The 24,036-nt window shown below is 67.3% G+C and carries 22 protein-coding genes; 12 read left to right on the top strand and 10 right to left on the bottom strand.

Annotation, left to right across the window (positions count from 1 at the left end; genetic code table 11):
* Nucleotides 1-245 precede the first annotated feature (245 nt).
* The 9 genes from JWQ81_RS00750 to JWQ81_RS00790 form a co-directional block, all read right to left on the bottom strand.
* Complete coding sequence (locus tag JWQ81_RS00750) at nucleotides 246-650, bottom strand: nitroreductase/quinone reductase family protein (RefSeq protein ID WP_297536847.1); 405 nt, start codon at nucleotides 648-650, stop codon at nucleotides 246-248.
* A gap of 100 nt (nucleotides 651-750) precedes the next feature.
* Complete coding sequence (locus JWQ81_RS00755; RefSeq protein ID WP_297536774.1) at nucleotides 751-1,647, bottom strand: N-acetylglucosamine kinase; 897 nt, start codon at nucleotides 1,645-1,647, stop codon at nucleotides 751-753.
* Nucleotides 1,644-2,651, bottom strand: coding sequence for a hypothetical protein (locus JWQ81_RS00760; protein WP_297536775.1), 1,008 nt, complete (start codon nucleotides 2,649-2,651; stop codon nucleotides 1,644-1,646). Before JWQ81_RS00760 ends, JWQ81_RS00755 begins: the two co-directional genes overlap by 4 nt.
* The gene (locus JWQ81_RS00765; RefSeq protein WP_297536776.1) at nucleotides 2,648-3,778 is read right to left on the bottom strand and encodes a Gfo/Idh/MocA family oxidoreductase; all 1,131 of its coding nucleotides are present in this window, start codon (nucleotides 3,776-3,778) and stop codon (nucleotides 2,648-2,650) included. The genes JWQ81_RS00760 and JWQ81_RS00765 overlap by 4 nt, the downstream gene beginning before the upstream one ends.
* Nucleotides 3,775-4,524, bottom strand: a complete 750-nt coding sequence (locus JWQ81_RS00770) for a sugar phosphate isomerase/epimerase (protein WP_297536777.1) — start codon at nucleotides 4,522-4,524, stop codon at nucleotides 3,775-3,777. Before JWQ81_RS00770 ends, JWQ81_RS00765 begins: the two co-directional genes overlap by 4 nt.
* Complete coding sequence (locus tag JWQ81_RS00775) at nucleotides 4,521-6,509, bottom strand: primary-amine oxidase (RefSeq protein ID WP_297536778.1); 1,989 nt, start codon at nucleotides 6,507-6,509, stop codon at nucleotides 4,521-4,523. Before JWQ81_RS00775 ends, JWQ81_RS00770 begins: the two co-directional genes overlap by 4 nt.
* Nucleotides 6,510-6,590: 81 nt before the next feature.
* The gene (locus tag JWQ81_RS00780) at nucleotides 6,591-7,631 is read right to left on the bottom strand and encodes a Gfo/Idh/MocA family oxidoreductase (RefSeq protein WP_297536779.1); all 1,041 of its coding nucleotides are present in this window, start codon (nucleotides 7,629-7,631) and stop codon (nucleotides 6,591-6,593) included.
* Nucleotides 7,632-7,775: 144 nt separating this feature from the next.
* Nucleotides 7,776-8,570, bottom strand: coding sequence for a GntR family transcriptional regulator (locus JWQ81_RS00785; protein ID WP_297536780.1), 795 nt, complete (start codon nucleotides 8,568-8,570; stop codon nucleotides 7,776-7,778).
* Between the two features lie 91 nt (nucleotides 8,571-8,661).
* A complete protein-coding gene (locus tag JWQ81_RS00790; protein ID WP_297536781.1) occupies nucleotides 8,662-9,579 on the bottom strand; it encodes a zinc-binding dehydrogenase in 918 nt (305 codons plus the stop codon).
* 246 nt (nucleotides 9,580-9,825) lie between these two features.
* Between JWQ81_RS00790 and JWQ81_RS00795 the strand changes: the two genes are divergently transcribed.
* From JWQ81_RS00795 to JWQ81_RS00835, 9 genes are all read left to right on the top strand, one after another.
* Nucleotides 9,826-10,803, top strand: coding sequence for an ABC transporter permease (locus JWQ81_RS00795; protein WP_297536848.1), 978 nt, complete (start codon nucleotides 9,826-9,828; stop codon nucleotides 10,801-10,803).
* Nucleotides 10,804-12,765 carry a dipeptide/oligopeptide/nickel ABC transporter permease/ATP-binding protein gene (locus JWQ81_RS00800; protein WP_297536782.1) on the top strand — a complete coding sequence of 654 codons (1,962 nt, stop codon included), beginning with the start codon at nucleotides 10,804-10,806 and terminating at the stop codon, nucleotides 12,763-12,765.
* A complete protein-coding gene (locus JWQ81_RS00805) occupies nucleotides 12,762-13,805 on the top strand; it encodes an ABC transporter ATP-binding protein (RefSeq protein ID WP_297536783.1) in 1,044 nt (347 codons plus the stop codon). Before JWQ81_RS00800 ends, JWQ81_RS00805 begins: the two co-directional genes overlap by 4 nt.
* Complete coding sequence (locus JWQ81_RS00810; protein WP_297536784.1) at nucleotides 13,799-15,445, top strand: ABC transporter substrate-binding protein; 1,647 nt, start codon at nucleotides 13,799-13,801, stop codon at nucleotides 15,443-15,445. Before JWQ81_RS00805 ends, JWQ81_RS00810 begins: the two co-directional genes overlap by 7 nt.
* A gap of 8 nt (nucleotides 15,446-15,453) precedes the next feature.
* The gene (locus JWQ81_RS00815; protein WP_297536785.1) at nucleotides 15,454-16,107 is read left to right on the top strand and encodes a ThuA domain-containing protein; all 654 of its coding nucleotides are present in this window, start codon (nucleotides 15,454-15,456) and stop codon (nucleotides 16,105-16,107) included.
* Nucleotides 16,104-16,889, top strand: coding sequence for a sugar phosphate isomerase/epimerase (locus JWQ81_RS00820; protein WP_297536786.1), 786 nt, complete (start codon nucleotides 16,104-16,106; stop codon nucleotides 16,887-16,889). Before JWQ81_RS00815 ends, JWQ81_RS00820 begins: the two co-directional genes overlap by 4 nt.
* Nucleotides 16,886-17,866 (top strand): NAD-dependent epimerase/dehydratase family protein, encoded by a 981-nt coding sequence (locus JWQ81_RS00825; RefSeq protein ID WP_297536787.1) that lies wholly within the window; start codon nucleotides 16,886-16,888, stop codon nucleotides 17,864-17,866. The genes JWQ81_RS00820 and JWQ81_RS00825 overlap by 4 nt, the downstream gene beginning before the upstream one ends.
* A 366-nt stretch (nucleotides 17,867-18,232) precedes the next feature.
* The gene (locus JWQ81_RS00830) at nucleotides 18,233-18,688 is read left to right on the top strand and encodes a MarR family winged helix-turn-helix transcriptional regulator (RefSeq protein ID WP_297536788.1); all 456 of its coding nucleotides are present in this window, start codon (nucleotides 18,233-18,235) and stop codon (nucleotides 18,686-18,688) included.
* 82 nt (nucleotides 18,689-18,770) lie between these two features.
* Nucleotides 18,771-19,238 carry an anthrone oxygenase family protein gene (locus tag JWQ81_RS00835; protein WP_297536789.1) on the top strand — a complete coding sequence of 156 codons (468 nt, stop codon included), beginning with the start codon at nucleotides 18,771-18,773 and terminating at the stop codon, nucleotides 19,236-19,238.
* Nucleotides 19,239-19,257: 19 nt separating this feature from the next.
* Here the strand turns inward: JWQ81_RS00835 and JWQ81_RS00840 are convergent, their stop codons facing one another.
* Nucleotides 19,258-19,968, bottom strand: a complete 711-nt coding sequence (locus JWQ81_RS00840; RefSeq protein ID WP_297536790.1) for a TetR family transcriptional regulator — start codon at nucleotides 19,966-19,968, stop codon at nucleotides 19,258-19,260.
* A gap of 183 nt (nucleotides 19,969-20,151) precedes the next feature.
* Between JWQ81_RS00840 and JWQ81_RS00845 the strand changes: the two genes are divergently transcribed.
* From JWQ81_RS00845 to JWQ81_RS00855, 3 genes are all read left to right on the top strand, one after another.
* A complete protein-coding gene (locus tag JWQ81_RS00845; protein ID WP_297536791.1) occupies nucleotides 20,152-20,913 on the top strand; it encodes a sulfite exporter TauE/SafE family protein in 762 nt (253 codons plus the stop codon).
* Between the two features lie 117 nt (nucleotides 20,914-21,030).
* The gene (gene ykgO, locus JWQ81_RS00850; protein WP_297536792.1) at nucleotides 21,031-21,153 is read left to right on the top strand and encodes a type B 50S ribosomal protein L36; all 123 of its coding nucleotides are present in this window, start codon (nucleotides 21,031-21,033) and stop codon (nucleotides 21,151-21,153) included.
* A gap of 271 nt (nucleotides 21,154-21,424) precedes the next feature.
* Nucleotides 21,425-24,004: an MFS transporter gene (locus JWQ81_RS00855; RefSeq protein WP_366942238.1), complete on the top strand. Its 2,580-nt coding sequence runs from the start codon at nucleotides 21,425-21,427 to the stop codon at nucleotides 24,002-24,004.
* The last annotated feature ends 32 nt before the right edge of the window (nucleotides 24,005-24,036 follow it).

Below are 24,036 nucleotides of genomic sequence, written 5' to 3' on the forward strand. Positions count from 1 at the left end.
GGGACTCGCCGATGGGCTGTGCGAGTCCCACATTCAGCGAGGGCGAGTCCCACAGTTCAGACCGGCGAGTCCCACACCCAGCTCCGGACACCGGCATTCGCCGTACACGACCCGGCCCTTGCTGCGGTAAAACGCAGCCAGTCCACAGCAACCAGCACCCACACAGACGACCGAAGAGCCCTAAAAGGGCCAACCCCGTGGCGTTGAACGCCACGGGGTTGGCCCTGAGGGAACGTCGGTGAACGTCAGACGCGCTTGAGCTCGACGACGGGGATGAGCCGCTTGGTCTTCTTCTCGTACTCGGCGAACTGTGGGGAGAGGGTGGCCTGCTTGGCGTAGATCTCGTCGCGCTCCGGCTGGTCGAGCACGGTCGCGACGACGTCGAAGGTCTCGGTGCCGATCTCGACGGTGGTCTTCGGGGTGGCGACGAGGTTGTGGAACCAGGCGGGGTTGTCGTCGGCGCCTCCCTTACTGGCGAAGACGAAGAGGCGGTCGTTGTCGGCAAGGTAGACCAACGGGGCGATGCGCGCGGCGCCCGACTTCGCACCGGTGTGGTGGACGAGGATCATCGCGGCGCCCTCGAACATGCCGCCGACCTTGCCGGCGTTCTCGCGGAACTCCTTGATCACGCCTTTGTTGATTTCCACCATGTCAGTCAATTCGGGACCTTCCAAGCGAGTGCGGTGACCGGAAATGTACTTGAACGCAAAACTACCGTGCTGTTGATGATGCGTCAACATACCGCGCGGGTCAGGCGTTTCCGGTGTGGCGTCTCGCAAGCGCGACGCCACCGGCCACTGGCAGGTCCTCGAGCAACGTCACGGTGAGGTGGGGAAAAGCGGTGCCGATCCGGGCTCGGAAAGCCGCTTCGAACCGGGGTTGACCGGTGATCACGCTGCCCGCGGCGACGACGTCCTTGCCGACGGCACCGCGGGTGACGAGCCTGCGCACCAGCGCGGCGAGGTGGTCGGCTGCTGCCCCGACCACCTCGCCGGCCAGGGCGGATCCGTCTTCGACGGCGGTGAAGACGGCAGGTGCGTGTGGTCCCCAATTTTCGGCGGTCGCTTCGTCGTTCACCTTGCGGGCCAACGCTTCCGGCCCGTCGACGTCGAAAGCGCGGAGTAGTGACGACAGCAGGCCGTCGTCCGGGTTGCCCTCGTCGTGCGCGGTCAAGGCCGCGACGGTGGCCAGCCGCACGATGCCGGCCGACCCGGCTTCGTCGCCGATCACCCAGCCCCAGCCGCCCGCGAACAGCGGGTCGCCGTCAGCGTTCGCGCCGACACCGATGGCTCCGGTGCCCGAGATGACCCCGATACCCTCGGTCAGGCCCGCGGCTGGGACGAGCAGAGCCGCGTCGTTGACCACGACGGCGCGGAGGCCCTGTTCCGCGAGTGCGGTTTCCAGTTCAGCGCAGTGTTTCTGGGTGTCGCAGCCCTGCGCGCCGATGCCGGCGGCCAGCATTCGGTACCCCGCCGGAACCGCGCGGTCCAGCCGCTCGCGCAACCAGGTCGCCGCGGTGTCCACCGGCGACGCGCTCCAGTCTTCGGCGGGGAACTCCTTGTCGCACAAGCGAGTCCCGTCGAGGGTTTCGACGCGGACGGCGAGTTTGGTACCGCCCGCGTCGATCCCGGCGACGACTTCGATCACGTGGCCACCTTGGTGTCGGTGTTGTCGAAGACGAACTCCTCGATATCGACGCCACGAAGCTCGGCCACCTCACCGACGAGCGCCTGCATGAACAGCGCCTCGAGGATCGCGCGCTGAGCGGCCGGCAGCTTCGGCAGCCGGATCGTGCGCAGCATCGGGCCCTCCGGGATCGGCTCGCTCGAGATCAGGACGACCTGGTGGCCGGCTTCGGCCAGGGTACGGGCGACACCCAGCTCGCGGGTGTCGCCGAGGAGGACGTGGACCCCGTCGCCTGCCGATTCCATCGAGCCGTGCAGGTACTGCCGGGTGCTCATCCCGGTCGCGTGGATGCGCGCGACCTCACGGAACAGCAGCGCCCCCGCTTCCGCCGAGCCGACTGCCGGACCCGCGCCGACGAAGTCGACGGACGTGGTTTCGGCGAACAGCGAGGCGATCCCGGTGATACCGCGGGCGAATACCGCCTCAGCGGCGCGGAACGCGTCCGGCAGGGCGCGCCAACCCGGCGCGATGACTCCGCCGTTCCAGACGTCGGCGATCATGCCCAGCGCCGCGACCGTGGCGGTGTAGCCGATCGTCGAGGCGTAGCTGTCCGGGATGCTGTCCAGGCTGACCGTCTTGGCGACGAGGTCGGCGATGGGGGAGGGCCGGTGGTTGACCACCGCGTACCGCTGCGCTTCCGGCACGGACTCGAGCACGGTGAGGGTTTCGGCGCTGCGGCCGCTCTGCGACACCCCGATGATCGGGTGCTCGCTCGGCGGGAACGGCAGCGGCAGATCGCCCGCGCCGAGCCGCCACGAGTGGATCCCGCGGCTGCGCAGCGCCCACACGGGCGCGCACGCGGCGGCGAGACTGGCGCCGATCCCGACGAAGATCGGGCCGGGGCCGGTGAACTCCCCGACGGCCCGGCGGGCGGTGACCTGGTCCGCGATCGCGCCGATCGCGCGGTCGAGCCGGTCGGCCTGCGTCGCCCGCGCGGCGGTGAACGTGATGTCGTCACGGATCATGAAGTCCCCCCGGTGCAAGTTGTCGACCTCAAGGTCTCCCCGGCCGGATCCCACCCGGCTTCGACGGCGGTGATCGCCTCCGCGGTGCTCTTGAGCTGCACCGGCGCACCCGTCTTGATCGACTCCTCAACGGCGAGCATCGCGTCGAGGACGTGGTAGGCGAGTTCCCCGCTGGCTCGCGGGTTCCCGCCGGCGCGCAGGGCACGGGCCATCTCCAGCACCCCGACGCCGCGTTCGCGGTGCGCGCCGGGCGGCGCGAACGTGGTCCACTCGGCGTCCGGCGCCGCGCCGAGAATCCGCGTCGGGCCGTCGAAGCCGCTGACCGGGACCTCCATCGTGCCGGCGGAGCCGCTGATCTCGAACAGTTGACGCCCGACAGGGGAGTCGAAGCTGTAGATCGACGTGCCCACCACGCCGGACCGGAACCGGGTCAGGACACTGACGTGGGTCGACACCTCGACCGGGAACGCCGTCCCGGCGTCGGGACCGGAGCCGATGACCCGCTCGGCGCGGGGCCGCTGTCCGAGCGCCTGCACCGATTCGATCTCCCCAAGCAGTTGGACGAGCGTGGTGAAGTAGTACGGCCCGATGTCGAACAGCGGGCCGGCTCCGCGGGCGAAGAGGAACTGAGGGCGCGGATGCCAGGCTTCGGGGCCGGGACCCTGCATGAGGGTCAGCACGGTCCGCGGCGTGCCGATCGCGCCGTCGGCGAGTAGGCGGTGTGAGTTCTGGATGGCCTCGCCGAGGATCGTGTCCGGCGCGTTGCCCACGACGACCCCCTTCGCCGTGGCGGCGTCCAGCACGGCCTGCGCGGATTCGCGATCGAGCGTGAGCGGCTTTTCGCCCCAGACGTGCTTGCCCGCGGCGATCGCGGCGAGGGCGACTTCGGCGTGCACCGCGGGCGTGGTCAGGTTGACGATCAGCTCGACGTCTTCGCGGGCCAGCAAGGCTTCCGAAGTGCCCGAGAACCCGAGCCCGTACTTCTCGGCCTGGGCCCGCGCGCGTTCGACGTCGAGGTCGGCGATCCCGGCGACGACGATGTCGGGGTAGCCGGTGAGGCTGCGCAGGTACTCGTCGGAGATGTTGCCGGCACCGATGATGCCCACGGTCATGGGGCCGCCGGTCACAGCGACACCTCGTTGCGGAAGAAGGCCGCATTCCGCTCCAGTACTTCGAAGACGTCGCCTTCGTCGACGACGACCTCGACGACCGGCATCGTGACGAACTCCTGGGAGACCGCGAGCACTTCGGACATCCGGCCGGTGATGTCGACCCCGAGTGCCGGCGGGTCGCCCGCATCCGGCGGTTCGTTCTTGACGTGGAGGAAGCGCACGCGCTCCTTCAGTCGTGGCAGCAATTCGAAGACGTCTGCGCCGCCGACGCTCGCCCAATATGTGTCCACTTCGAGGATGACGTCGTCGTCGAGCAGCGTGACGAGCAGTTCGTAGGCGGACTGTCCGTCGATGTGCTGGCTGAACTCGAAGTCATGGTTGTGGTAGCCGACGCGGATGCCGTGGCCGGCCGCGTACCGCGCGGCGTCGTTGATCGCGGCGGCGAGTTTCTCCACGCCCGCGCGGTCGGCGATGCTTTCGGGCTCGACCCACGGGACAAGCACGGTGTCGATCCCGAGTTCCTTCGCCGCGGCGATTACGGCGTCGCGGTCCAGCGTGACGATGTTGGCGTGCGTCGTGGTGGCGAGGAGCCCGTTGGCGTCGATGGCCTTTTTCAGCGCGGCGGTATAACCGAGGATGTCGTACGGCTCGACGTGGGTGAAGCCCATGGCGGCGAGCCGGGCGAGCGTGGTGTCCAGGTCGTCAGGCCCGAGGTCGTCCCGGACGCTGTAGAGCTGGACCCCGAGTGGTTGGCCGGTCACTGGTTCTCCTCGTTGTCAGCGTTGTCAGCATGTTCGGGGCCTTGTGCGGGGCTGTGTTCGCAGCCATGTTCGGAGTGGGCGGCGGAACCAGGCAGGTCGAGCGCCGGGTTGCGGCCGAAGAAGTTGTGCGGTTTCAGGACGAAGCCCGTCGAGTCCACCGGCATGACCGGCCAGTCCTCGAGACGCGGGAAGTGGGTGAGGCCGAAGGTGTGCCACAGCACGATGTCGGTGTTGTCGACGTCGCGGTTGGCGGCGGTCCAGGCGGGCAGGCCGGCGCCGCCGGGATGGAGGTTGACGAAGTCGCCGGCGGGGTAGTTCTCGTCCGGCGAATACGGCGTGACCCAGAGGTGCTTCGACGAAAACGTGGCCCGGCGGTGGATATCGGACTCCTCGTCCGCCAGGAGCACCGGTTTTCCTTCGGGGTAAAGGACATAGCCGACGGGTCCGCCGAGGCGGCCGCGCACCGATGGGTTCGAGACCAGCCAGACGCGACCCTTGGTGTTGTCCGCCAGGCGTTGCGCGTCGAGCTCGGTACGCAGGCGCGTCACGGACTGGGTAAACCCGCTGCCGGTGGGGTTTTCCGGACCTCTCGGTACGAGCGCGGCTTCGAGTTCGTCGACGGCGTTGTCTACTCCGCCGACTGTCATGTCCAGCCGTGCGCTGAAGAGATGCTGGTGGTGCGGCGCGCCGAGACCAGGCGCAAGTTGTTGTGCGTACGGGTAACCCTCGCCGGGATAAGCCGACGTGAAGACGACCCCGGTGGCTTTCACTTCGAGTTCGATCGTGCCGTCGAGTGAGAAGTACCAGTAGAACCCGTAGTCGTAGTTCCCGACGGTGACGAAAAAGGACACCACCAGACGACGGCCGCGGCGCGACACGCTTGAGCTGGTCCAAGTGTCGCTGTGCTTCCACAGGATCCCGGTGTCCTCTTCGTGGATGCAGATCGCCTGCGGCACGGTCCTCGGATTGCCCGCGTTGTCGGCGAGGACAGCGTCGAGATAGGTGATGTCACCAACGCAGTCGCAGCCGAGTTCGAGGGAATTGGCGAAACCGCCGAGAAGGTACTCGCCGCAGTCGAAGAAGTTCTGGAACCAGCGCTGCGGACCGGGGTCGCCATAGGGGACGACCATCTCCGCGATCGACGCGCGGTAGAGGACCGGTCGCCGTACTCCGCCGTCCTCAACGGACACTTGGTGGAAGACCAGGCCTTCGCGCTGGTCGAAGCTCACCTGCAGGGACCAGCCGAGCCAGTTCAGTACCCCGTCTTCGTCGATGGTGAAGCTCGGGCCGTCCGGCTGGGTGATCTCGATCGGCTTGATCCCGGCCCGGGCCGGCTGCCCTGACCAGGCCGGATCGTGGAAGTTGCCGTCCTCTTCGGGAACGGGCAGTTGTGCGTAGTCGACGACGTCGACCACTTCGCCCGTGACGACGTCGACAGTCGCCAAGACTCCGTCGACGGGATGAGCCCAGCCCAGATCATCGGGGGTCTTCTGGAGGAACGTGACACAACGTTGCAGACGTCGTCCGCGTTCGTCGTCCCGGAGCACGCCGGCTGTCATCGGGTTGACACGAAGGCGCGAGACGTCGGTGAGACCGCGTTTGCGCATCGCTTCGAGCCAGCGCTCGTCGGTGTGCACGACTTCTTCGACGAGTGAGAATTCCACCAGGACAACGGGAACCTGCCCGTCGACGGTCGCGTCGAGGAGCTTCACGGTGACGATTCGGCCTTCGTCGGGACAGACGACCACGTCGTGCGAGACACCGGTGGACATATCGATGAGCATCGCGCGAAAGCGCCTGGGTGCGACCGTTCCGGCGAGCAGTTCGCGCTTGTCCTGTTCGGCCAGGCCGAAATACGACACGTGCGTGTTTTCGCCGAGCAGCCCTTCGCGGCCGAGGATGGCTTTGCATGCTTCGATTTCTTCGGTGCGAAGTGAGGCGAGCGCGGCGGAGACCGTCCGCTTGTCCGTCGTTTGGTGAGGCACGAGAACCCCGCATTCCCACGATCGGTTAGGTATGTACCACCATATACCACTTGTAGACCTTGCTACTACCTCTGTTCAGGTCTAGTTGCTGCTCCGCACTTTCTCCCAGCTACCGGACTTCATCGAGGCGTAGCACGCGTCGAGGATGTCGTTCACGACCACGCCGTCGGCAAAAGTCTCGATCGGCGGCTTACCGGCGGCGAAGCAGTCGACGAAATGACGCATTTCCTGGCTGAAGCCGTACGCGCGGGCTTCTTCCGGCACCGGATAGACCCAGCCGGTGTCGGCGTCCGCCTTCTCGACCAGGTAACCGGCCGGGTTCTCGATGAACCCCCACACCGGCGTCGACGCGGTGTCGGTGACGATCCGGCCCGCGCTGCCGACCAGTTCGTGCCGCAGCTGCATACCGCCCTTTTCGATCCAGGACGACTCGACCGTGGCGAGCTGGCCGCCGTCGAACTTCAGCAGCGCGATGGCGGTGTCTTCGCCGGTGGTCTTGTCCGCGTGGGCGAGGGTGGCGCCCCAGGCGAACACCTCGGTGATCGCGTTGTCCTTGCCGAAGAAGTGGCGGGCGGACTCGATCGTGTGGCAGCCCATGTCGAGCAGTGCGCCGCCGCCGGCCGTCTCGGCGTCCCAGAAATGCGGAGCGTGGGGGCCGGAGTGCGCCTCGCGGGCGCGCATGGTGAGCAGCTTGCCGATCGCGCCGGCCTGGACCATCTGGTGTGCCTTGGCGATGTTGGGGGAGAACACGGAGCTTTCGGCGTAGCCATGCCAGACCCCGGCTCCGGTGACCAGGCGCAACATCTCCGCGGCTTCCGCGCCGGTGCGGGCCAGCGGTTTGGTGCAGACCACTCCCTTACCCGCCGCGGCGGCGATCGCGACCGCGCCGACGTGGGCTTCGTTCGGCAGCGCGACGACGACCAGGTCCACCGCGGGATCGGCGCACAGCGCCTCGATGTCGTCGTACTGGTTGGGGATCGGGCCCCACTTCTCGGCCAGTGCGCCGGCGCGGGCGAGGTCGCGGGAGTAGTTCGCCACGAGCTCGGCGTTCCGGACGTCTTGCAGGGCGTCGGCGTAGGTATCGCCGATGAACCCGGAACCGACCAGGCCGACACCGATCACACTGTCCTCCAAGGCTCGCGGGCTGCTGGGAGCGATGATAGCCAGGTGGACTAGTAGTGGTCTATAGTCCGATGCGCTGATCCAGTAGCGAGGTATACCTCAGCGAACCAGTTCTGTGCTGGTTCATGCCGGTTCAGTGCCGGTTCAGTGACCAGGTGATCCCTTGCCGTGGGACCGGGCGAACGACGTCCGCAGGCGGTAGCGGTCGCCGGCGTAGGAGATGCTCGAGGAGAACAGCGGGCGCTCGCCGCCGTCGACAGCGATCTGGTGCATGACCAGCAGCGGCTTGCCCACGGTCAGGTTCAGGTGCTCCGCGGTGTACGCGTCCGCCTCGCGCGCCTCGATGGTGCTGTTGGCGCGCACGGGTTCGATCCCGGCCGCGGACAGCGCCTCGTACAGCGACTCGGTCGCGAAATCCCGGGATCCGATGTCCGGCACCAGTTTCGCGGCCATCCGGGTCGAGTCGATCGCGATCGGAACGCCGCTGAGCAGCCGGACCCGCTCCAGCCGGAACAGCGGCGTGCCCGGGGCGATCCCGAGTTCCTCCGCCTCGTCGAAGTTCGCCGGAACCTCTTCCGCGCGGAGCACCGTCGATGCGGCCGTGAGCCCCATCCTGGCCGCGGTCTCGCTGAACGACTCCAGGCTGTTGGGCCATTCCTTGCGCACGGCCTGGTGGGCCACGTACCACCCGCGGCCGTGCGAGGCGTTGAGCACGCCGTATTCCACCAGCTGGTTCAACGCCTTGCGCAGGGTCGCCCGGCTGAGCGAAAGCTGCTGGCACAGCTCACGTTCCGGCGGCAGGCGCATACCGGGCTTGAGCACGCCGCTGGCGATCTCGCGCCGGATCAGGTCGACCGCCTGGATCCACAGCGGGTCGGGATAGTCGGCCCGGATGGCGACGCCTGCGTCGCGGGACCCACCTTCTGACGTACCGCTCACTTCGTGACAGCCTTCCTGCGTTCGGGTGGATCCGGCCTGGCGTACGGGGTGCAACACTAGCTCCACTGAGTGGGACATCGGGCGCGGCTCGTCAGGGAACGACGACGGATTTGATGAACCCGGCCGGGCGGTCGGTGAAATAGCCGAGTGCGGTGTCCACCTGGGACAACTCGATCAGATGGGTGACCAGCGGGGCGTAGGTGAACCGGTGCTCGGCCACCAGTGCGAGCCCGTCGGCCATCGCCTTCATCACGCGGAACCGCTGCGGGGTGTACCCGTGCACCACCGAAACCGCTTTGTACCACCACTTCAGGTCCAGGGCGCGCGATCCTTGCGAGTGGTAACCGACAATGCACAGCGTTCCGTGGGGCGCCACTAGATCGCCCGCCAGTGTCAGCGCGCTCGCCGTGCCCGCGGCTTCGACGGCGACGCCCACCCCGGCTCGGTATCGCTCCGGCAGTTCGTCGGGATGGTAGGCGGCGGTGGCGCCCAGGGAGAGCGCGGTTTCGCGGTGGTGTTCGTCGTAGTCGACGGCGATCAGCTCGGCCGGGCCGGCGAGGCGCGCCAACTGGAGGAAACCCAGGCCCATGAACCCGGTCCCGACCACCGCGACGACGTCTTGCGGGCTGATCGGGGTCCGGCTGAAGGCCTCCATCAGGCAGGCGAGCGGTTCGCCGAGCGAGTGTTCGAAGGCGGTTCCCGCCGCGACCGGCAGCAGCGCGTCGGCCCGCATCACCGCGCTGTCGGCGAATCCCGGGCCACCGAGCCCGGTGACGTCGTCGCCGACGCGCCAGCCGCGCGCGTCCGTGCCTACTTCAGTGATGGTGCCGGCGAGCTCGTGGCCGAAGCGCACCGGCTCGCCGCCGTCGTGGCTCGCCCACCCGTGATATTCCGATGCGCAGACGCCGGAAGCGCGCACGCGCAGCACGACCTCACCCGGCCCCGGCCGCAGCTCCGGCCCTTCGATGAGCTCTGACCTGCGCGGACCGACCACTTGGCTGTAGCGCATGGAATGCCTCCGCGGCGGAGTCGAGGGTCTGGACCACTGCGAGTTCTTGAGTCTTGTGCCCTGGGGAGGCCGAGTGTACCTTGTGGTCTACTGGTGGTACAGAATGGTTTACCCCCGCTTCCTCCTCCGTTCCCCACGGGCTGCTTTCCGGGCCCGGAGCGCACCGGTGGTGGCCGTGCCGTGCCGACCCAGCGATCCTCCCGATTCGGTCCCGAGACGAGACCGGTACGAGGAAGGGGTTTGGCAGTGCGAGCTTTCGCCCGGCGCGCGTTCTTCTACCTGATCACCGCGTGGACCGCGATCACGCTCAATTTCGTGCTTCCCCGGATCATGCCCGGCGACCCCGTGTCGGCGATGCTCCGGAAGTTCCACGGGCAGTTGGGGCCCGATGCCGTGTTCGCCCTGCGTCAGCTGTTCGGCCAGGACAACCGCAGCCTTTGGCAGCAGTATGTCTCCTATTGGGCGAAGCTGTTCCACGGCGACCTCGGCACCTCGATCACGAACTACCCGAGCTCGGTGTTCTCGGTCATCGGACAGAGCGCGCCGTGGACGTTGGCGCTCATCGGGGTCTGCACCGTGCTCAGTTTCGTGCTGGGGACCGCGCTCGGGATCTTCGTCGGCTGGCGCCGGGGCACTTGGGTCGATTCGCTCGTCCCAGTCACCAGTTTCATCTCGTCGATCCCGTACTTCTGGTTCGCGCTGGTGGCCGTGTACTTCCTCGGGTTGGAGTTCGGCTGGTTCCCGCTTTCGGGCGGCTACGACCTCGGCTTGGACGTCGGGCCGACCGGGAGCTTCATCGGGAGCGCGCTGTACCACGCGGTCCTGCCCGCGTTGACGATCATCGTGTCGTCGATCGGCGGCTGGCTGCTCGGCATGCGGAACATGATGGTCACGACGCTTTCGGAGGACTACGTACTCCTGGCCGAGGCCAAAGGGCTGTCGCGCCGCCGGATCATCTACACCTACGCCGCGAGGAACGCGATGCTGCCGTCGCTCGCGAGCTTCGCGATGTCCCTCGGTTTCGTGATCGGCGGTTCGATCGTCACCGAGATCGTCTTCTCCTACCCGGGCCTCGGTTATGTGCTCTACCAGGCGGTTTCGGGGCAGGACTACCCGTTGATGCAGGGCATCTTCCTGGTCATCATCCTGACCGTCCTGATCGCGAACCTGATCGTCGACTTCGTCTATGTCCTGCTCGACCCGAGAACGCGCCAGGAGGCCTAGATGCCGCACGGACTTCGTTCGCCGAAAATCGTCATCGGGTTGTCCATCCTCGCCTTCTTCGTGCTGATGGCGATCTTCGGGCCGATGCTTCTCCACACCGACCCGTCGGCGGTGTCCTACGACTCGCTGCAGCCGCCGTCGTCGAAGCACTGGTTCGGCACCACCCAGAACGGGCAGGACGTGTTCGCCCAGATCGTCTACGGCAGCCGGGTCTCGCTGCTCGTCGGGGTGGTGGCCGCCGCGGCCGCCACTGTCCTTTCGATACTGGTCGGGGTCACCGCCGGCTATCTCGGCGGCGCGTGGGACGACGTGCTCTCGGTACTGTCCAACATCTTCCTGGTGATCCCGACGCTGCCGCTGGTGGTCATCATGGCCGGCTACCTGCCGAACGCCGGGTCGACCGGGATCATCATCGTGATCGCGTTGACCGGGTGGGCCTGGGGCGCGCGGGTGCTGCGGGCGCAGACGCTGTCGTTGCGCAAGCGGGACTTCGTCGAAGCGGCGCGCGCGTCCGGTCAGGGCTCGTTCAAGATCATCCTGAGCGAGATCCTGCCCAACCAGCTGGCCATCATCGCTTCGGCGTTCCTCAGCACGGTCACCGGAGCCATCCTGACCCAGGCCGGGCTCGCCTTCCTCGGGCTCACCGACGTCACGGAATGGTCGTGGGGCGGGATTCTGTATTGGGCGCAGGTCGGCAACGTGCTGCTCGCCGGAGCCTGGTGGTGGTTCGTGCCAGCTGGGCTGTGCATCGCATTGGTGGGCACGGGTCTGTCGCTGGTCAACTTCGGGATCGACGAGTTCGTCAACCCGAGGCTGCGGGTCGCCGGCATCGGGACCCGGCGCGCCGGCCGGAAGAAGCGACAGCGTCGCGTACGACGCTGGCAGGGGCCATCCGGTGAGTCGGTCATGGTCGCACCCGAGGACCGCAACACGTTGCTGGAACTGAAGAACGTCAGTGTCGACTACGAGACCGCCGAACGATCCGTCCACGCCGTCGACGACGTCAGCCTGGTGTTGCGCCGCGGGGAGGTGCTCGGGATCGCGGGGGAGTCGGGCTCGGGCAAGTCCACTTTGGCCTACGCGATCACTCGGCTGCTCAAACCGCCTGCCACGATCACTGGTGGCCGGATCCTGTTCACCACCAAGGAAGGTGAGCAGGTGGACGTGTTCGGGCTGTCCGGTGAGGAGCTCCGCCGGTTCCGCTGGGAGAAGCTGTCCATTGTGTTCCAGTCGGCGATGAACGCGCTGAACCCGGTGCTGCGGGTCGGGGTCCAGATCGGTGACGTGCTGGTGGCGCATCGCCCGGAGCTGACAGCCACTGCCCGCGCCGCCCGGGTCAAGGAGCTGCTGACCTTGGTCGGTATCGGCGAGGACCGCGCCACGGCGTATCCGCACGAGCTGTCCGGCGGGATGCGGCAGCGTGTGATGATCGCGATCGCTCTCGCGCTCGACCCGGAGGTCATCGTGCTCGACGAACCCACCACCGCGCTGGACACGGTGATCCAGCGTGAGATCGTCAGCCAGCTCGCCGGACTGCGGGAACGGCTGGGGTTCTCGGTCATCTTCATCACCCACGACCTTTCGCTGCTGGTGGAGATGTCCGACACCATCGCGGTGATGTACGCCGGACGGGTGGTCGAAACCGGCCCGGCGGCCGAGTTCTACCGCAACCCTCGCCATCCCTACAGCGCGGCGCTGCTCGATTGCTTCCCGACGGTTTCGGGACCGCGACGGGAACTCACCGGTATTCCCGGTTCGCCGCCGGACCTGCGAGAGCTACCACCGGGATGTCCGTTCGAGCCCCGGTGCGCGCACGCGTTCGCCGACTGCGCGACCAGCAGCCCGGTGCTGCTGCCGTTGTCGGCATCGCGACCGGAGGACTTCCAGCAGGTCGCCTGCCGGCTCTACGGCGCTGGGGAAGACGCTCATCTCGTCGCGCCGCCGGTGGTGGAGCCGGTATGAACTCCCCGGTACTCGAGGCGGTCGGCCTCACCAAGCATTTCCGGGTGCGCGGAAAGTCTGCGCGTCATCGCGCTGTCGTCCATGCCGTCGATGACGTCTCGTTGTCGTTGTACGCGGGCGAGGTCACCGCGCTGGTCGGCGAGTCGGGTTCGGGAAAGTCCACTGTGGCGCGTCTGCTCGCGCAGCTGATGGCGCCGACGTCCGGGTCGATCCGGCTGCGTGGCGAAGAAACCTTGGTCAAGCGCGGCAAGCCCTTTCGCGACTACGTCAGCTCCGTCCAGCTGATGCTGCAGGACCCGTTCGGCTCGTTCAACCCGGTGCACACCGTCGGGCACCACCTGCGCGGGGTGCTGAACATCCACCGCCGCGGCCAGGGAAAGGTGGCCGAGGAAGCCGCCATCGACGAGCTCCTGCGAGAAGTGAGCCTCACACCGTCCACTCAGTACACCGGGCGATACCCGCACGAGCTGTCCGGTGGGCAGCGGCAGCGGATCTCGATCGCGCGGGCGCTGGCCGCCGGGCCGGACGTCCTGCTCGCCGACGAACCGGTGTCCATGTTGGACGTCTCGATCCGGCTCGGCGTGCTCAACCTGCTCGCTAAGCTGGCCGCCGAACGCGAGCTGGCGCTGCTCTACATCACCCACGACATCGCGTCAGCGCGGTACTTCGCGACCAACACCGTGGTGATGTACGCGGGCAGGCTGATCGAAGGCGGCCCGTCCGAGACGGTCACGCAGCAGCCCGCGCATCCTTACACCCAGCTGCTGATCGCGTCCGCGCCCGACCCCGGACGTCCGGTGGCTCCGGTGCCCCCGGCATCCTCGGCAGGCCTCGGTACCCCGCCGAGCCTGATCGACCCGCCGGCCGGTTGCCGGTTTCACCCGCGCTGCCCGCTGGCCATGGACCGGTGCAAAACCGACGTGCCCCCGAAGTTCACGCTGACCGGCGGTCACTGGGCCGCCTGCTGGCTGCATGAAAAGTCCGAGAACGCGGCGTCGGTGGCGCCCGCCGAACAGCCGAGAGGAAGCCAATCGTGCTGAACCGAAACAGGCGGCGGGTCCGCGCCGCCGCACTCATGGCGGTCGTGTCGCTGGTGGTGGCAGGCTGTTCCGGCGGGGCAGGCGCCGCAGCCGGCGGCCAGGTGATCCTCAACGTGGCGGGCGGCCCGACCGGCCCGGTGCAGCGGGTGTTCAACCCCCACCTGCCCACCAGCGCCTACGACCTGGGCTCGCGCGGGCTGATCTACGAGACCCTCGCCCAGGTCGACACGATCGCGGCCGACGAGGTCAAACCGTGGCTCGCCGATTCGTGGACTTGGTCGGACGGCAACAAGAAACTGGTCTTCAAGCTCCACCCGGGCGTGAAGTTCACCGACGGCGTCGGAATGACGGCCCAGGACGTGGTGTTCAGCTACGAGCTGCTGAAGAAGTTCCCGGCGACGAACCTGCGGGGGATCCAGTTCGCTTCCATCGAAGCCACCGGCACGGATGCCGTGACGATGACGTTCGACAAGCCGTCGCTGCAGTTTCTCGACATCATCGTGGCGAACGAAATCCTGCCCGAGCACATCTGGGGCAAGGTGGCCGATCCCGTGGCGTACCCGGATGCCGACCCGATCGGCACCGGCCCGTTCACGCTCAAGTCGTTCAGCGCGGCGAGCTACCTCCTGGTGAAGAACCCGAACTACTGGCAGACCGGTAAGCCGAAGATCGACGGCCTCCAGTTCGTGTCCAAACGGGACAACGAAGGGGTCGCGCTGGCGCTCGCGCAGGGCCAGATCGACTGGGGCGGCGTGTACGTCCCGAACGTCGGCCAGACCTACACCAGCAAGAACCCGCACTTCAAGGCGTTCTGGCCGACTGTCGGCACGGACGGCCTGATCACCAACCAGCAGACCGCGCCGTTCAACGACCTCGCCGTTCGCAAGGCGGTGAGCCTCGCCGTCGACCGCAAGCAGATCGCGAACGCGAACCAGGGGCAGCCCGCGAGCAACCAGACCGCGCTGCCCATGCCGGTGTACCAGAAGTCGGTCGCTCCGGAGTACCAGAACCTGGTGTACACACAGGACAAAGCCGGTGCGAAGAAGCTGCTGGAGAACGACGGTTACGTGATGGGCCAGGACGGCTACTACGCGAAGAACGGGCAGACGCTGTCGTTCACCATCACCGACCCGTCCTCCTACACCGAGCAAATCGCCGAGGCGCAGGTGATCGTGTCGCAGATGAAGGACGTCGGCATCAAGGCCGATATCAACGGCGTCCCGGTGGAGTCGATCAACGCGTTGACGCAGAAGGGAAACTTCCAGGCCTCGCTCGGCTATCCGATCGACACCCAGACCTCGGAGTTCGCCATCTACGACTCGTGGATGAACCCGGCGTACTCACTGCCGATCGGCCAGGACATCATCACCGGGCAGAACATCCAGCGCTGGAACGATCCGGCCACCCGGCAGCTGTTCGACCAGTACCCGGTGGCCACCACCGACGCCGAGCGGCAGAAGATCCTGTTCGCCCTGCAGAAGACCATGGTCGAGCAGCTGCCGTTGATCCCGTTGACCTACTTTCCGGACTACGCCGAGTACAACGACACGAAGGTCACCGGCTGGCCGACAGCGGAGAACCCGTACGCGTCGCCGAAACCGGGCGTGGTCGTCGCGGTCAACCTCGTGCCGGTGAAGTAGGGGCAGCCGTGACCGCACTGGTGATCGTCGACGGGACAGACATTCATCACGACCTGCTCGGCGCGGCGCTGGCCCTGCAGTCGATCGGCCTGGCCGCGGGGGTGGCCACCGGACGCGCGGTGGGCATGCAGCGGTTCGTCGATGCCAGGCCGGAAACCGCGGACGTCGACGCCTATGTGCTCTACACCGCGGGTGGCGCGTTCGGTTCCGAGCAACAGGAGGCGCTGGCCGCGGCAGTGGCCGGGGGCAAGGGGCTGTTCGCGCTGCACGCGTCCAATGTGCTCAGTGCGGATTCCGGCGACCGGGCGATGGTGGATCTGCTCGGTTGCCGCTACCTGTCCCACGGACCCGGTCACCACGAGGGCGTCTACGAGGTCGAAGTCGACAGTGGACACCCGATCACCGACGGCGCCCGGAAGTTCAGCCTGTTCGACGAGTACTACGTCTTCGAGCTGTCGGATCCCGGGGTGCGCGTGCTCGCGTGGCGTCAGACCGAAGACGGCACCGAGCCGATCCTCTACGTCCGCGAACACGGTGCTGGACGGGTGTGCTACCTGGCGCTGGGACACGACATGCGGGCGTGGGGTGAGCCGATGTTCCAGCGCCTGGTGCGGCAGGGGATCCGGTGGGTGTGCCAAGCGGACGAAGAAGGGGACCGATGACACCCGCGATCGCGGCCCAGTTGTGGACCTTTCACGACCAGGCCGCCCGTGATCTCGAAGGGGTACTGACCAGGATCAGCGAGATCGGCTATGTCGCCGTCGAGCCGCTCGGGCTCCACGGCCGTACGCCGAAGGCGGTCCGGAGCCTGCTTGACGAGCTCGGGATGGGCGTCTGCAGTGCACACGCGCCGTTTCCCGCCGGGCCGGATGCGCGGAAGATCCTGGACGAGCAGAGCGAGCTCGGCGCGGACACCGTGGTGTGGAGCATGGAGAAGGAGGAGTTCGACAGCGTCGACGCCATCCGCCGCGGCTGCGAACGCGTCAACGAAGGCGCGGAGAACGCCCGCGAATACGGCATCACCGTCGGCTATCACAACCATTACGCCGAATTCGCCAACTCGTTCGACGGCCGGAGCGCCTACGACGTCCTGCTCGACCACCTGCACCCGGACGTCGTGCTGGAGCTCGATATGTACTGGGTTCTTCTCGGCGGAGGCGACCCTGCCGCGGTGGTGCGCGAGCTGGGGGAGCGGGTCAAATTCCTTCATGTCAAAGATGGGCCGGCGAAGGACAACGACGATTTCATGGTGCCCGTCGGACAGGGGCGGGTCGACGTCCCGGCCGTGCTCGCCGCGGGTACCGGCGTCCGCTGGCACATCGTCGAACTGGACCGGAGCCGGATCGACATGATCGAAGCCCTGCGGCAGAGCTATTCATACCTGGTCGGGGAAGGCCTTTCGCGCGGCCGTCTCGCGGTGGCGGGAAAGGAAGGTCTCCAGTGAGTGCGCTTTCGGTGTTGTTCCTCGGCGGCAACGGGATGATCAGCTCGGCCTGTGCGGCCGAGGCGGTCGCCAGCGGGCTGGACCTGACCGTGCTCACCCGGGGGAGCGGCGGCCGGGTGCTGCCCGAGTCGGTACGCCGGATCACCGCCGACGCACACGACCCGGAATCGCTGCGGGAGGCGTTGTCCGGTAAGGACTTCGACGTCGTGGTGAACTTCGTCGGCTACCAGCCGGGCAAGGTCGCGGCTGATGTGGACACCTTCGCCGGCCGATGTGGACAGTACGTGTTCATCAGCACCGCGTCGGTGTACAGCAGGCCGATCGCGCAGCTGCCGATCGTCGAGTCGACCCCGCGTCGCAACAACGGCTGGCCTTACCCGCAGGACAAGATCGCCTGCGAGGAGCTGCTCGAACGCGCGTTCCGTGAGCGCGACTTCCCGGTGACGATCGTGCGGCCGTCGCATACCTACGACCGCACGACGGTTCCGATCCTCGGCGGCTGGACCGTGCTCGAGCGGATGCGTCAGGGCAAGCCCGTGGTAGTCCACGGTGACGGCACTTCACTGTGGACCTTGATGCACAGCGCCGACTTCGCCCGTGCCTTCGTGCCGCTGCTCGGCAACTCCCACACCCTCGGCGACTCGGTGCACATCACCAGCGACGAAATCCTGACCTGGGACCAGATCCACCTGTCCATGGCCGCCGCCGCGGGGGTGAAACCGGTGCTGGTGCACCGTTCGAGCGAGACCGTCGGCACGGAGATCCCCGATTGGGCGGCGGTGCTGACCCACGACTTCGCCCATTCGCTGCTGTTCGACAACAGCAAGCTCAGGCGCTTTTCGCCGGGCTTCACCCCGGCCGTGGCCTTCGACCGCGGCGCACGCGAGATCGTCGAGTTCCATGACGCCGATCCCGCGCGACGTCGGGTGAGCGACGAACTCGACGCCGCCTTCGACAGGCTCGTGCTGAAGGGCTAGTCAGCTGACCGGCGCTTGGATGGCGGAGAGGTCGACGCTCACCCGACGTGGTGGCGGGATCGGCGGGGACGTTCGGCACCAGGCCGAGGATCGACGACTCGGTGGGGCCTGGTTTCAGCGCCAGCGCGGTGCCCAGTGCGCCTGCCGTCACCACCACGGCACCGACGGCGACCCAGATGAGCGTCTTCCTCTGCAGCTGCACGTTACCTTCCCGGTCCGTCTACCCCGCCTCACCTGAAAGGACGTCCGCACGTCCACGTGGTGCCCTGACCAGCTCGATTGTGAACTGGATCACCACGAGACCGTCGGCCGTCCGCTCCCGATGGTCTATTGATGATGTGTCAACAAATTGGATAGAGTTCTCCGATGGTGGAACCACGGTCGCTCGATGAGCGCGAAGCCTGCGTTTGGCAGGGATACCTGGCGACCCAGCGGGAGCTGCTGAGCGCGCTTGAACACCAGATCGTCCGTGAGTCCGGCCTGTCCGGCGCCGAGTACGCGGTGCTCGTTCCGCTGTCCGAAGTCGCGGACGGCGTGGTGCGAGCACGGGAGCTCGGCACGGGTCTCGGCTGGGACCGCAGCCGGCTCGCGCACCAGGTCCGCCGCATGGAAAAGCGAGGCCTGGTGACCCGTGAAGAATGCGAGGCCGACGGCCGTGGATCGATGGTCCGGCTGACCGACGCCGGCCGCTCCGCGATCGAAACCGCCGCCCCTTCCCATGTCGAACACGTCCGCCGCTACTTCTTCGACCAGCTGTCGGACGCCGACATGGACGTGCTGAGCGCGGTGTTCGACCGCGTGCGAGGCGGGCTCGTCGAGTAGGCCGGTGCTTGCGTTATTTTTGCAGTAGCAGTAAAGTTCCTGCAAACGTAAAAATGAGCGAGCGGCAGGAAGGGTATCGGAAATGGGTGCCCACGTGCTGCAGTGCATCGGCCTGTTCCTCGCTGGGATCCTGGCGGGCGAGGAGCTCATCGTCCGGTACGGCCTCGAGCCCGCACTGTCCAAACTGGAGGATCGCCCGCACTTACAGGCCCGGCAGGCGGTGGTCCGCAGCCTCCGGGTGGTGGTGCCGATCATCATGGTCCCGACCGTGCTCGCCGGGATCGCCGTGCTCGTTTTCAGCGGCACCGGAACCGGCTTCGGTCTCCGGCTGGCCACCGTGGTCGCGCTGGTGGCGTTCGTCCTGTTGTCCTTTCTGGGTACCGTTCCGATCAACATCCAGGTGAACGACTGGAACGTCGACTCGCCGCCCGCCGACTGGAAGGCCGTCATCCGTCGCTGGGAGCGGATCGACGTGTTCCGCTCGTCCGCGGCGGTGCTGGCCTTCGCCTTCGCGGTGATCGCCTTCGGGCTGCAGCTGTCCGTGAACTAGCTGACATTGGCAGGGACGACTACGCCGGCACGTCCGCGAACCCCGCCAACCCGGTCTTCAGGAGTTCCGCGGCGCGGTGGACGTCGGCCGTGACGGCGTCCTGGATCTGCTCGGGCGTGCTGACGTCGTCCAGGTGAATGCCCATGGCGCGGAACTGGACCTTCCAGAGGCCGAGGAGCGCGGTGGCCGCGATCTGCGGCTCCGGGTCGGCCGGGCTCATCCCGGCCCGGTCAGCCAGTACCCCGGTCGCCAGTGCGATGAGCTGGTCGTTCATCTCGCTCTGGTAAGCCCGAAGTGATGGGGTGGCGTAGATCAGCCCGCTGAACTTCCGCGCACTGGCCCGAGTCCGAGCCTGGTCCTCCTGGGCGCCCAACCAGGAGGCCCAGGCGCCCAGTTCATCGGCCAGAATCCCCAGTACCGCGTCGAGTGGGGTGCGGGCGGGGTCGGCGAGATCGGTCCGCAGCGCGTCCATCGCGGCTTCCGAAATGTCCAGGATCAGGGCTTCCTTGGTGGGGAAGTAGTTGAAGACCGTCTTCTCCGAGACGTCGCAGGCCTCGGCGATCTCGGACACGCGGACGGCGTCGAAACCCCGGTCCAGGAACATCTCAGTGGCGGTGTCGGTCAGTTGCTGGCGCATCTCCCGCTTCTTGCGCTCGCGGCGCCCTTCGCTCACGGGAACGCCGTCCCGCCGGGTGCGTAACGCTGACCAGTCCACTGTCCGCCCGTTCATGTCCCGAGGATAGTCCAGTGCCCGGATAGTTAGCGTGACCGTAAACTTTTACTTGCTGCGGACCGAAAACAAGCGCGCGGTCTACGCGGTCGGTTCCGGTCACCGGCACTTCACAGCTCGCGCCGCACGCAGAGACAACACCTGCCGGATCGATGTTTTCGCCCCTCGGCGAGACTACGGGTCGTGATCATGGGACCGGGTGTGTTGCTGCTTCTCGTGCTGGCCGGAGTGGGGGCCGGGCTGACCGGTTCCGTGGCCGGGCTGGCGTCGCTGGTTTCCTACCCGGCCCTGCTGGCGGCCGGACTTCCCCCGCTGGCCGCGAATATGACCAACACGGTCGCCATGATGGGGACCACGGTCGGCGCCGCGGCGGGCTCGCGGCCGGAGCTGTCCGGGCAGCGCGGCCGGCTCCTCCGGTTGAGCGTGATCACGATGATCGGTGGTGCTGTCGGCGGAGTCCTTCTGCTGGTGACGCCACCGGGCGCGTTCACCGCTGTGGTGCCGTGGCTTATCGCCGGCGCTTCGATCCTGCTGATGGTGGGCCAGCGATTGCGGGCGGCGGGCGAGCGCGGCGACGCTGCCGGGCTGAGCCCCGCCGCCGGCCTCGCCGCGTTCGGGGTCGCGATCTATGGCGGGTACTTCGGCGCGGCGGCCGGGGTGCTGATGCTGGCGCTGCTGTCCACGGTGTGGACGCAGTCGCTGGCCAGGACCAACGCGGCGAAGAACATCGCCACCGGCGTCGCGAACCTCGTGGCGGCGATCGTGTTCGCCTGCACCGGCAAGGTCTACTGGCCGGCCGCGGTGGCACTCTGCGCCGGGTCGATCCTCGGCTCGTGGGTCGGCCCGCTGATCGTCCGGCGGCTGCCTGCGGGTCCGCTGCGCATCGTAATCGGGATCGCGGGTCTCGGCCTCGCCGTAGTCCTCGGGTGGAAAGCCTTCAGCTGATCGTATAACGATCTATACGGCTCGGCCGGGATGAAATCGGCGAGGTGGGTTGTTATCTCCAGCGGAGGCGCTCACTGGGAGGAACGTGAGAGGCCTCGACTGCGAGGAGGTTTCGGGATGAAGGTTCGTACGTCGGTTCGTTCACTGAAGAACAAGCAGGGTGCCCAGGTGGTGCGCCGCCACGGCGCCGTGTTCGTGATCAACAAGCGCGACCCCAGGTTCAAGGCTCGCCAGGGCTGAGCCGCCTGGCGCGGATAGTGACCAAAAAACGCTCGGCCGGTTCCCGGTCGGGCGTTTTCCTTGTTTTTCGGGGCAACGTCGGCGTTTTTCAGGAGCGGCAAGATCGTCCGGAGTATGCCGAAAAGTCCGGTAAGGCGAGTTTTGTAACGTCGGGAATCGAGGAAGTGCTCGCGAAGAAGCCCTCGGATTGATTAGCATAGGTCAGCTAAGTTTTCTTGTGGGTGAAGGTGGCTGGAGGGATCAAGTGACGCGGTCTGTGGGCCAGTCGGACATGGCGGGAAGCGGGAACCGAAACGAGCTGAAGCCCGCCAAACGGCACGACCGTACGTGGTCGATCGACGAGCTCGGTCCGAAGTACAAGTGGATCGCCCTGTCGAACACCACCTTGGGCATGCTCATGGCGACCATCAACTCGTCGATCGTGCTCATCGCGCTGCCGGACATCTTCCGCGGCATCAAGATCGACCCGCTCGCGCCGGGGAACACCAGCTACCTGCTGTGGATGATCATGGGCTTCCTGGTCGTCACCGCGGTGCTGGTGGTCGGCTTCGGCCGGCTCGGGGACATGTTCGGGCGCGTGCGGATGTACCAACTCGGGTTCGCGATCTTCTCGATCTCGTCGGTGTTGCTCGCGGTCACCTGGATGTCCGGCTCGACCGCTGCCCTGTGGCTCATCGGCTGGCGAGTCGTGCAGGGCGTCGGCGGCGCGTTCCTGATGGCCAACTCTTCGGCGATCCTCACCGACGCTTTCCCGGTCCACCAGCGCGGAATGGCGCTGGGCATCAACGGTGTCGCCGCGATCGCCGGTTCGTTCCTCGGCCTGGTGATCGGCGGGCTCCTTGGTCCGGTCAACTGGCACCTGGTGTTCCTGGTTTCGGTGCCGTTCGGTGTGTTCGGCACGATCTGGGCCTACCTCAAACTGCACGACACCAGCGAGCGCGTGCACGCGAAGATGGACTGGTGGGGCAACATCACCTTCGCTGTCGGCCTGATCGCGGTGCTGGTCGGCATCACCTACGGCATCCAGCCCTACGGCGGGCACGTGATGGGCTGGACGAGCCCGCTGGTGCTCAGCTGCATCATCGGCGGCGTCGCGGTGCTGCTGGCCTTCTGCGTGATCGAGACCAAGGTCGCCAACCCGCTGTTCAACCTCGCGCTGTTCAAGATCCGCGCCTTCAGCTTCGGCAACCTCGCGAACCTGCTCGCTTCGCTCGGCCGGGGTGGCCTCCAGTTCGTGCTGATCATCTGGTTGCAGGGCATTTGGCTGCCGCAGCACGGCTACAGCTTCGAGCAGACGCCGCTGTGGGCCGGGATCTACATGCTGCCGTTGACGGTCGGCTTCCTGCTTTCGGCGCCGGTTTCCGGGGTGCTGTCCGACCGGATGGGCGCGCGGTGGTTCACCAGCGGCGGGATGTTCGTCGCCGCGATCAGCTTCGTGCTGCTGGAAGTCCTGCCGGTCGACTTCAACTACTGGGCGTTCGCCGGGCTGCTGTTCCTCAACGGGCTCGGGATGGGCCTGTTCTCTTCGCCGAACCGCGCCGAGATCATGAACAGCCTTCCGGCCAACGCCCGCGGTGCGGGCGCGGGCATGACGGCGACCTTCCAGAACTCCGCCATGGTGCTGTCCATCGGCTTCTTCTTCAGCCTGATGATCGCCGGGCTTTCCCAGCACCTGCCCACTGTCTTGCACGACGGACTGCTGGCACACGGGGTCCCGGCGGTGGACGCGAACCGGATCGCCGCGCTGCCCCCGGTGGGTGTCCTGTTCGCCGCGTTCCTCGGCTACAACCCGATCCAGCAGCTGCTCGGCGGCGTCCTCGACAAGCTGCCGCCGGATCAGGCGTCGTTCCTCACCGGCCGCGGGTTTTTCCCGCAGCTGATTTCCGGGCCGTTCTCCGACGGACTGACCGCCGCGTTCTGGTTCGCGGTGATCGCGTCACTCGTCGCTGTGGTGGCATCGTGGCTGTGCGTCTCGCGTAAGCAGCCCGAAGTCGGCTTCTCACGCGAACCGGTCGGCGCGGCCAGGGACCACGACAACGGGCACCTCCGGTATTCCCCGGCGAGCGAACCGGGCGGGCCGGGCACGATCATCGGCTACGTCCGCACTACCGGTGGCTTGGGCGTGTCGCACGGCGTGGTCACGGTGACCCGCGGCGACGGCCGCCAGGTCGAACGGTCCAGGGTGGGCTCGGACGGCGCCTACGCTCTCGACGGGCTCGGGCATGGCGTCTACACCATGATCGTGGCGGCTTCCGGGTTCCAGCCCGAAGCGGCCGCGGTGACGATGAACGGCACCGGCCTGATCCGCGACTTCGTCCTCAGCGGCAACGGGGTCGTGTCGGGCCTTCTGAGAGCGTCGGCGGACGGACCCGGGGTCGCGGGCGCCGCGGTGCTCGCCACGGACAGTGCCGGCCAGGTCGTCGGCAGGTCCGACACCGGGCAAGATGGCCGGTTCAGCGTCGTCGGCCTGCCCTTCGGCCAGGTCACGATCACCGCGCAGGTGGCGGGGCACCGGCCGCTCGCGGCCACCGCGGTGGTCACCGAGCAGGAAGCGGCCATCGTCGATCTCGTGCTGCACGCCGCCGGCCTGGTGCGGGGCACCGTTTCCGGCCCGGACGGCCGGATCCTGCCGAACGCGATCGTGACGGTCAGCGGCCGGGACGGGACCGTGGTCGCCACCACGACGTCCGACACGAACGGGGGATACGAGGTGCGCGATCTCGAACCCGGCGAGTACACCGTGGTGACGAGTCTGTTCGAACCGGCCGTGGTCCAGGTGGACCTGGCCGGTGAAGGGCAGCTCGACGTCGATGTCCACCTCGGTCGGGCCCGTACCGGGGTCGGGGACTAGTTCATCGTGCCGGGATGGAAGGCTGACCGCCC

The organism is Amycolatopsis sp., assembly GCF_025464955.1.
Classification (GTDB): domain Bacteria; phylum Actinomycetota; class Actinomycetes; order Mycobacteriales; family Pseudonocardiaceae; genus Amycolatopsis.

What these genes read in the sequence shown, in the direction of transcription:
- JWQ81_RS00820 (WP_297536786.1), top strand. Translation starts at nt 16,104, where the DNA reads ATGACACCCGCGATCGCGGCCCAGTTGTGGACCTTTCACGACCAGGCC.
- JWQ81_RS00800 (WP_297536782.1), top strand. Translation starts at nt 10,804, where the DNA reads ATGCCGCACGGACTTCGTTCGCCGAAAATCGTCATCGGGTTGTCCATC.
- JWQ81_RS00760 (WP_297536775.1), bottom strand. Translation starts at nt 2,651, where the DNA reads ATGATCCGTGACGACATCACGTTCACCGCCGCGCGGGCGACGCAGGCC.
- JWQ81_RS00790 (WP_297536781.1), bottom strand. Translation starts at nt 9,579, where the DNA reads ATGCGCTACAGCCAAGTGGTCGGTCCGCGCAGGTCAGAGCTCATCGAA.
- JWQ81_RS00830 (WP_297536788.1), top strand. Translation starts at nt 18,233, where the DNA reads ATGGTGGAACCACGGTCGCTCGATGAGCGCGAAGCCTGCGTTTGGCAG.
- JWQ81_RS00750 (WP_297536847.1), bottom strand. Translation starts at nt 650, where the DNA reads ATGGTGGAAATCAACAAAGGCGTGATCAAGGAGTTCCGCGAGAACGCC.
- ykgO (WP_297536792.1), top strand. Translation starts at nt 21,031, where the DNA reads ATGAAGGTTCGTACGTCGGTTCGTTCACTGAAGAACAAGCAGGGTGCC.
- JWQ81_RS00835 (WP_297536789.1), top strand. Translation starts at nt 18,771, where the DNA reads ATGGGTGCCCACGTGCTGCAGTGCATCGGCCTGTTCCTCGCTGGGATC.
- JWQ81_RS00855 (WP_366942238.1), top strand. Translation starts at nt 21,425, where the DNA reads ATGGCGGGAAGCGGGAACCGAAACGAGCTGAAGCCCGCCAAACGGCAC.
- JWQ81_RS00840 (WP_297536790.1), bottom strand. Translation starts at nt 19,968, where the DNA reads ATGAACGGGCGGACAGTGGACTGGTCAGCGTTACGCACCCGGCGGGAC.
- JWQ81_RS00805 (WP_297536783.1), top strand. Translation starts at nt 12,762, where the DNA reads ATGAACTCCCCGGTACTCGAGGCGGTCGGCCTCACCAAGCATTTCCGG.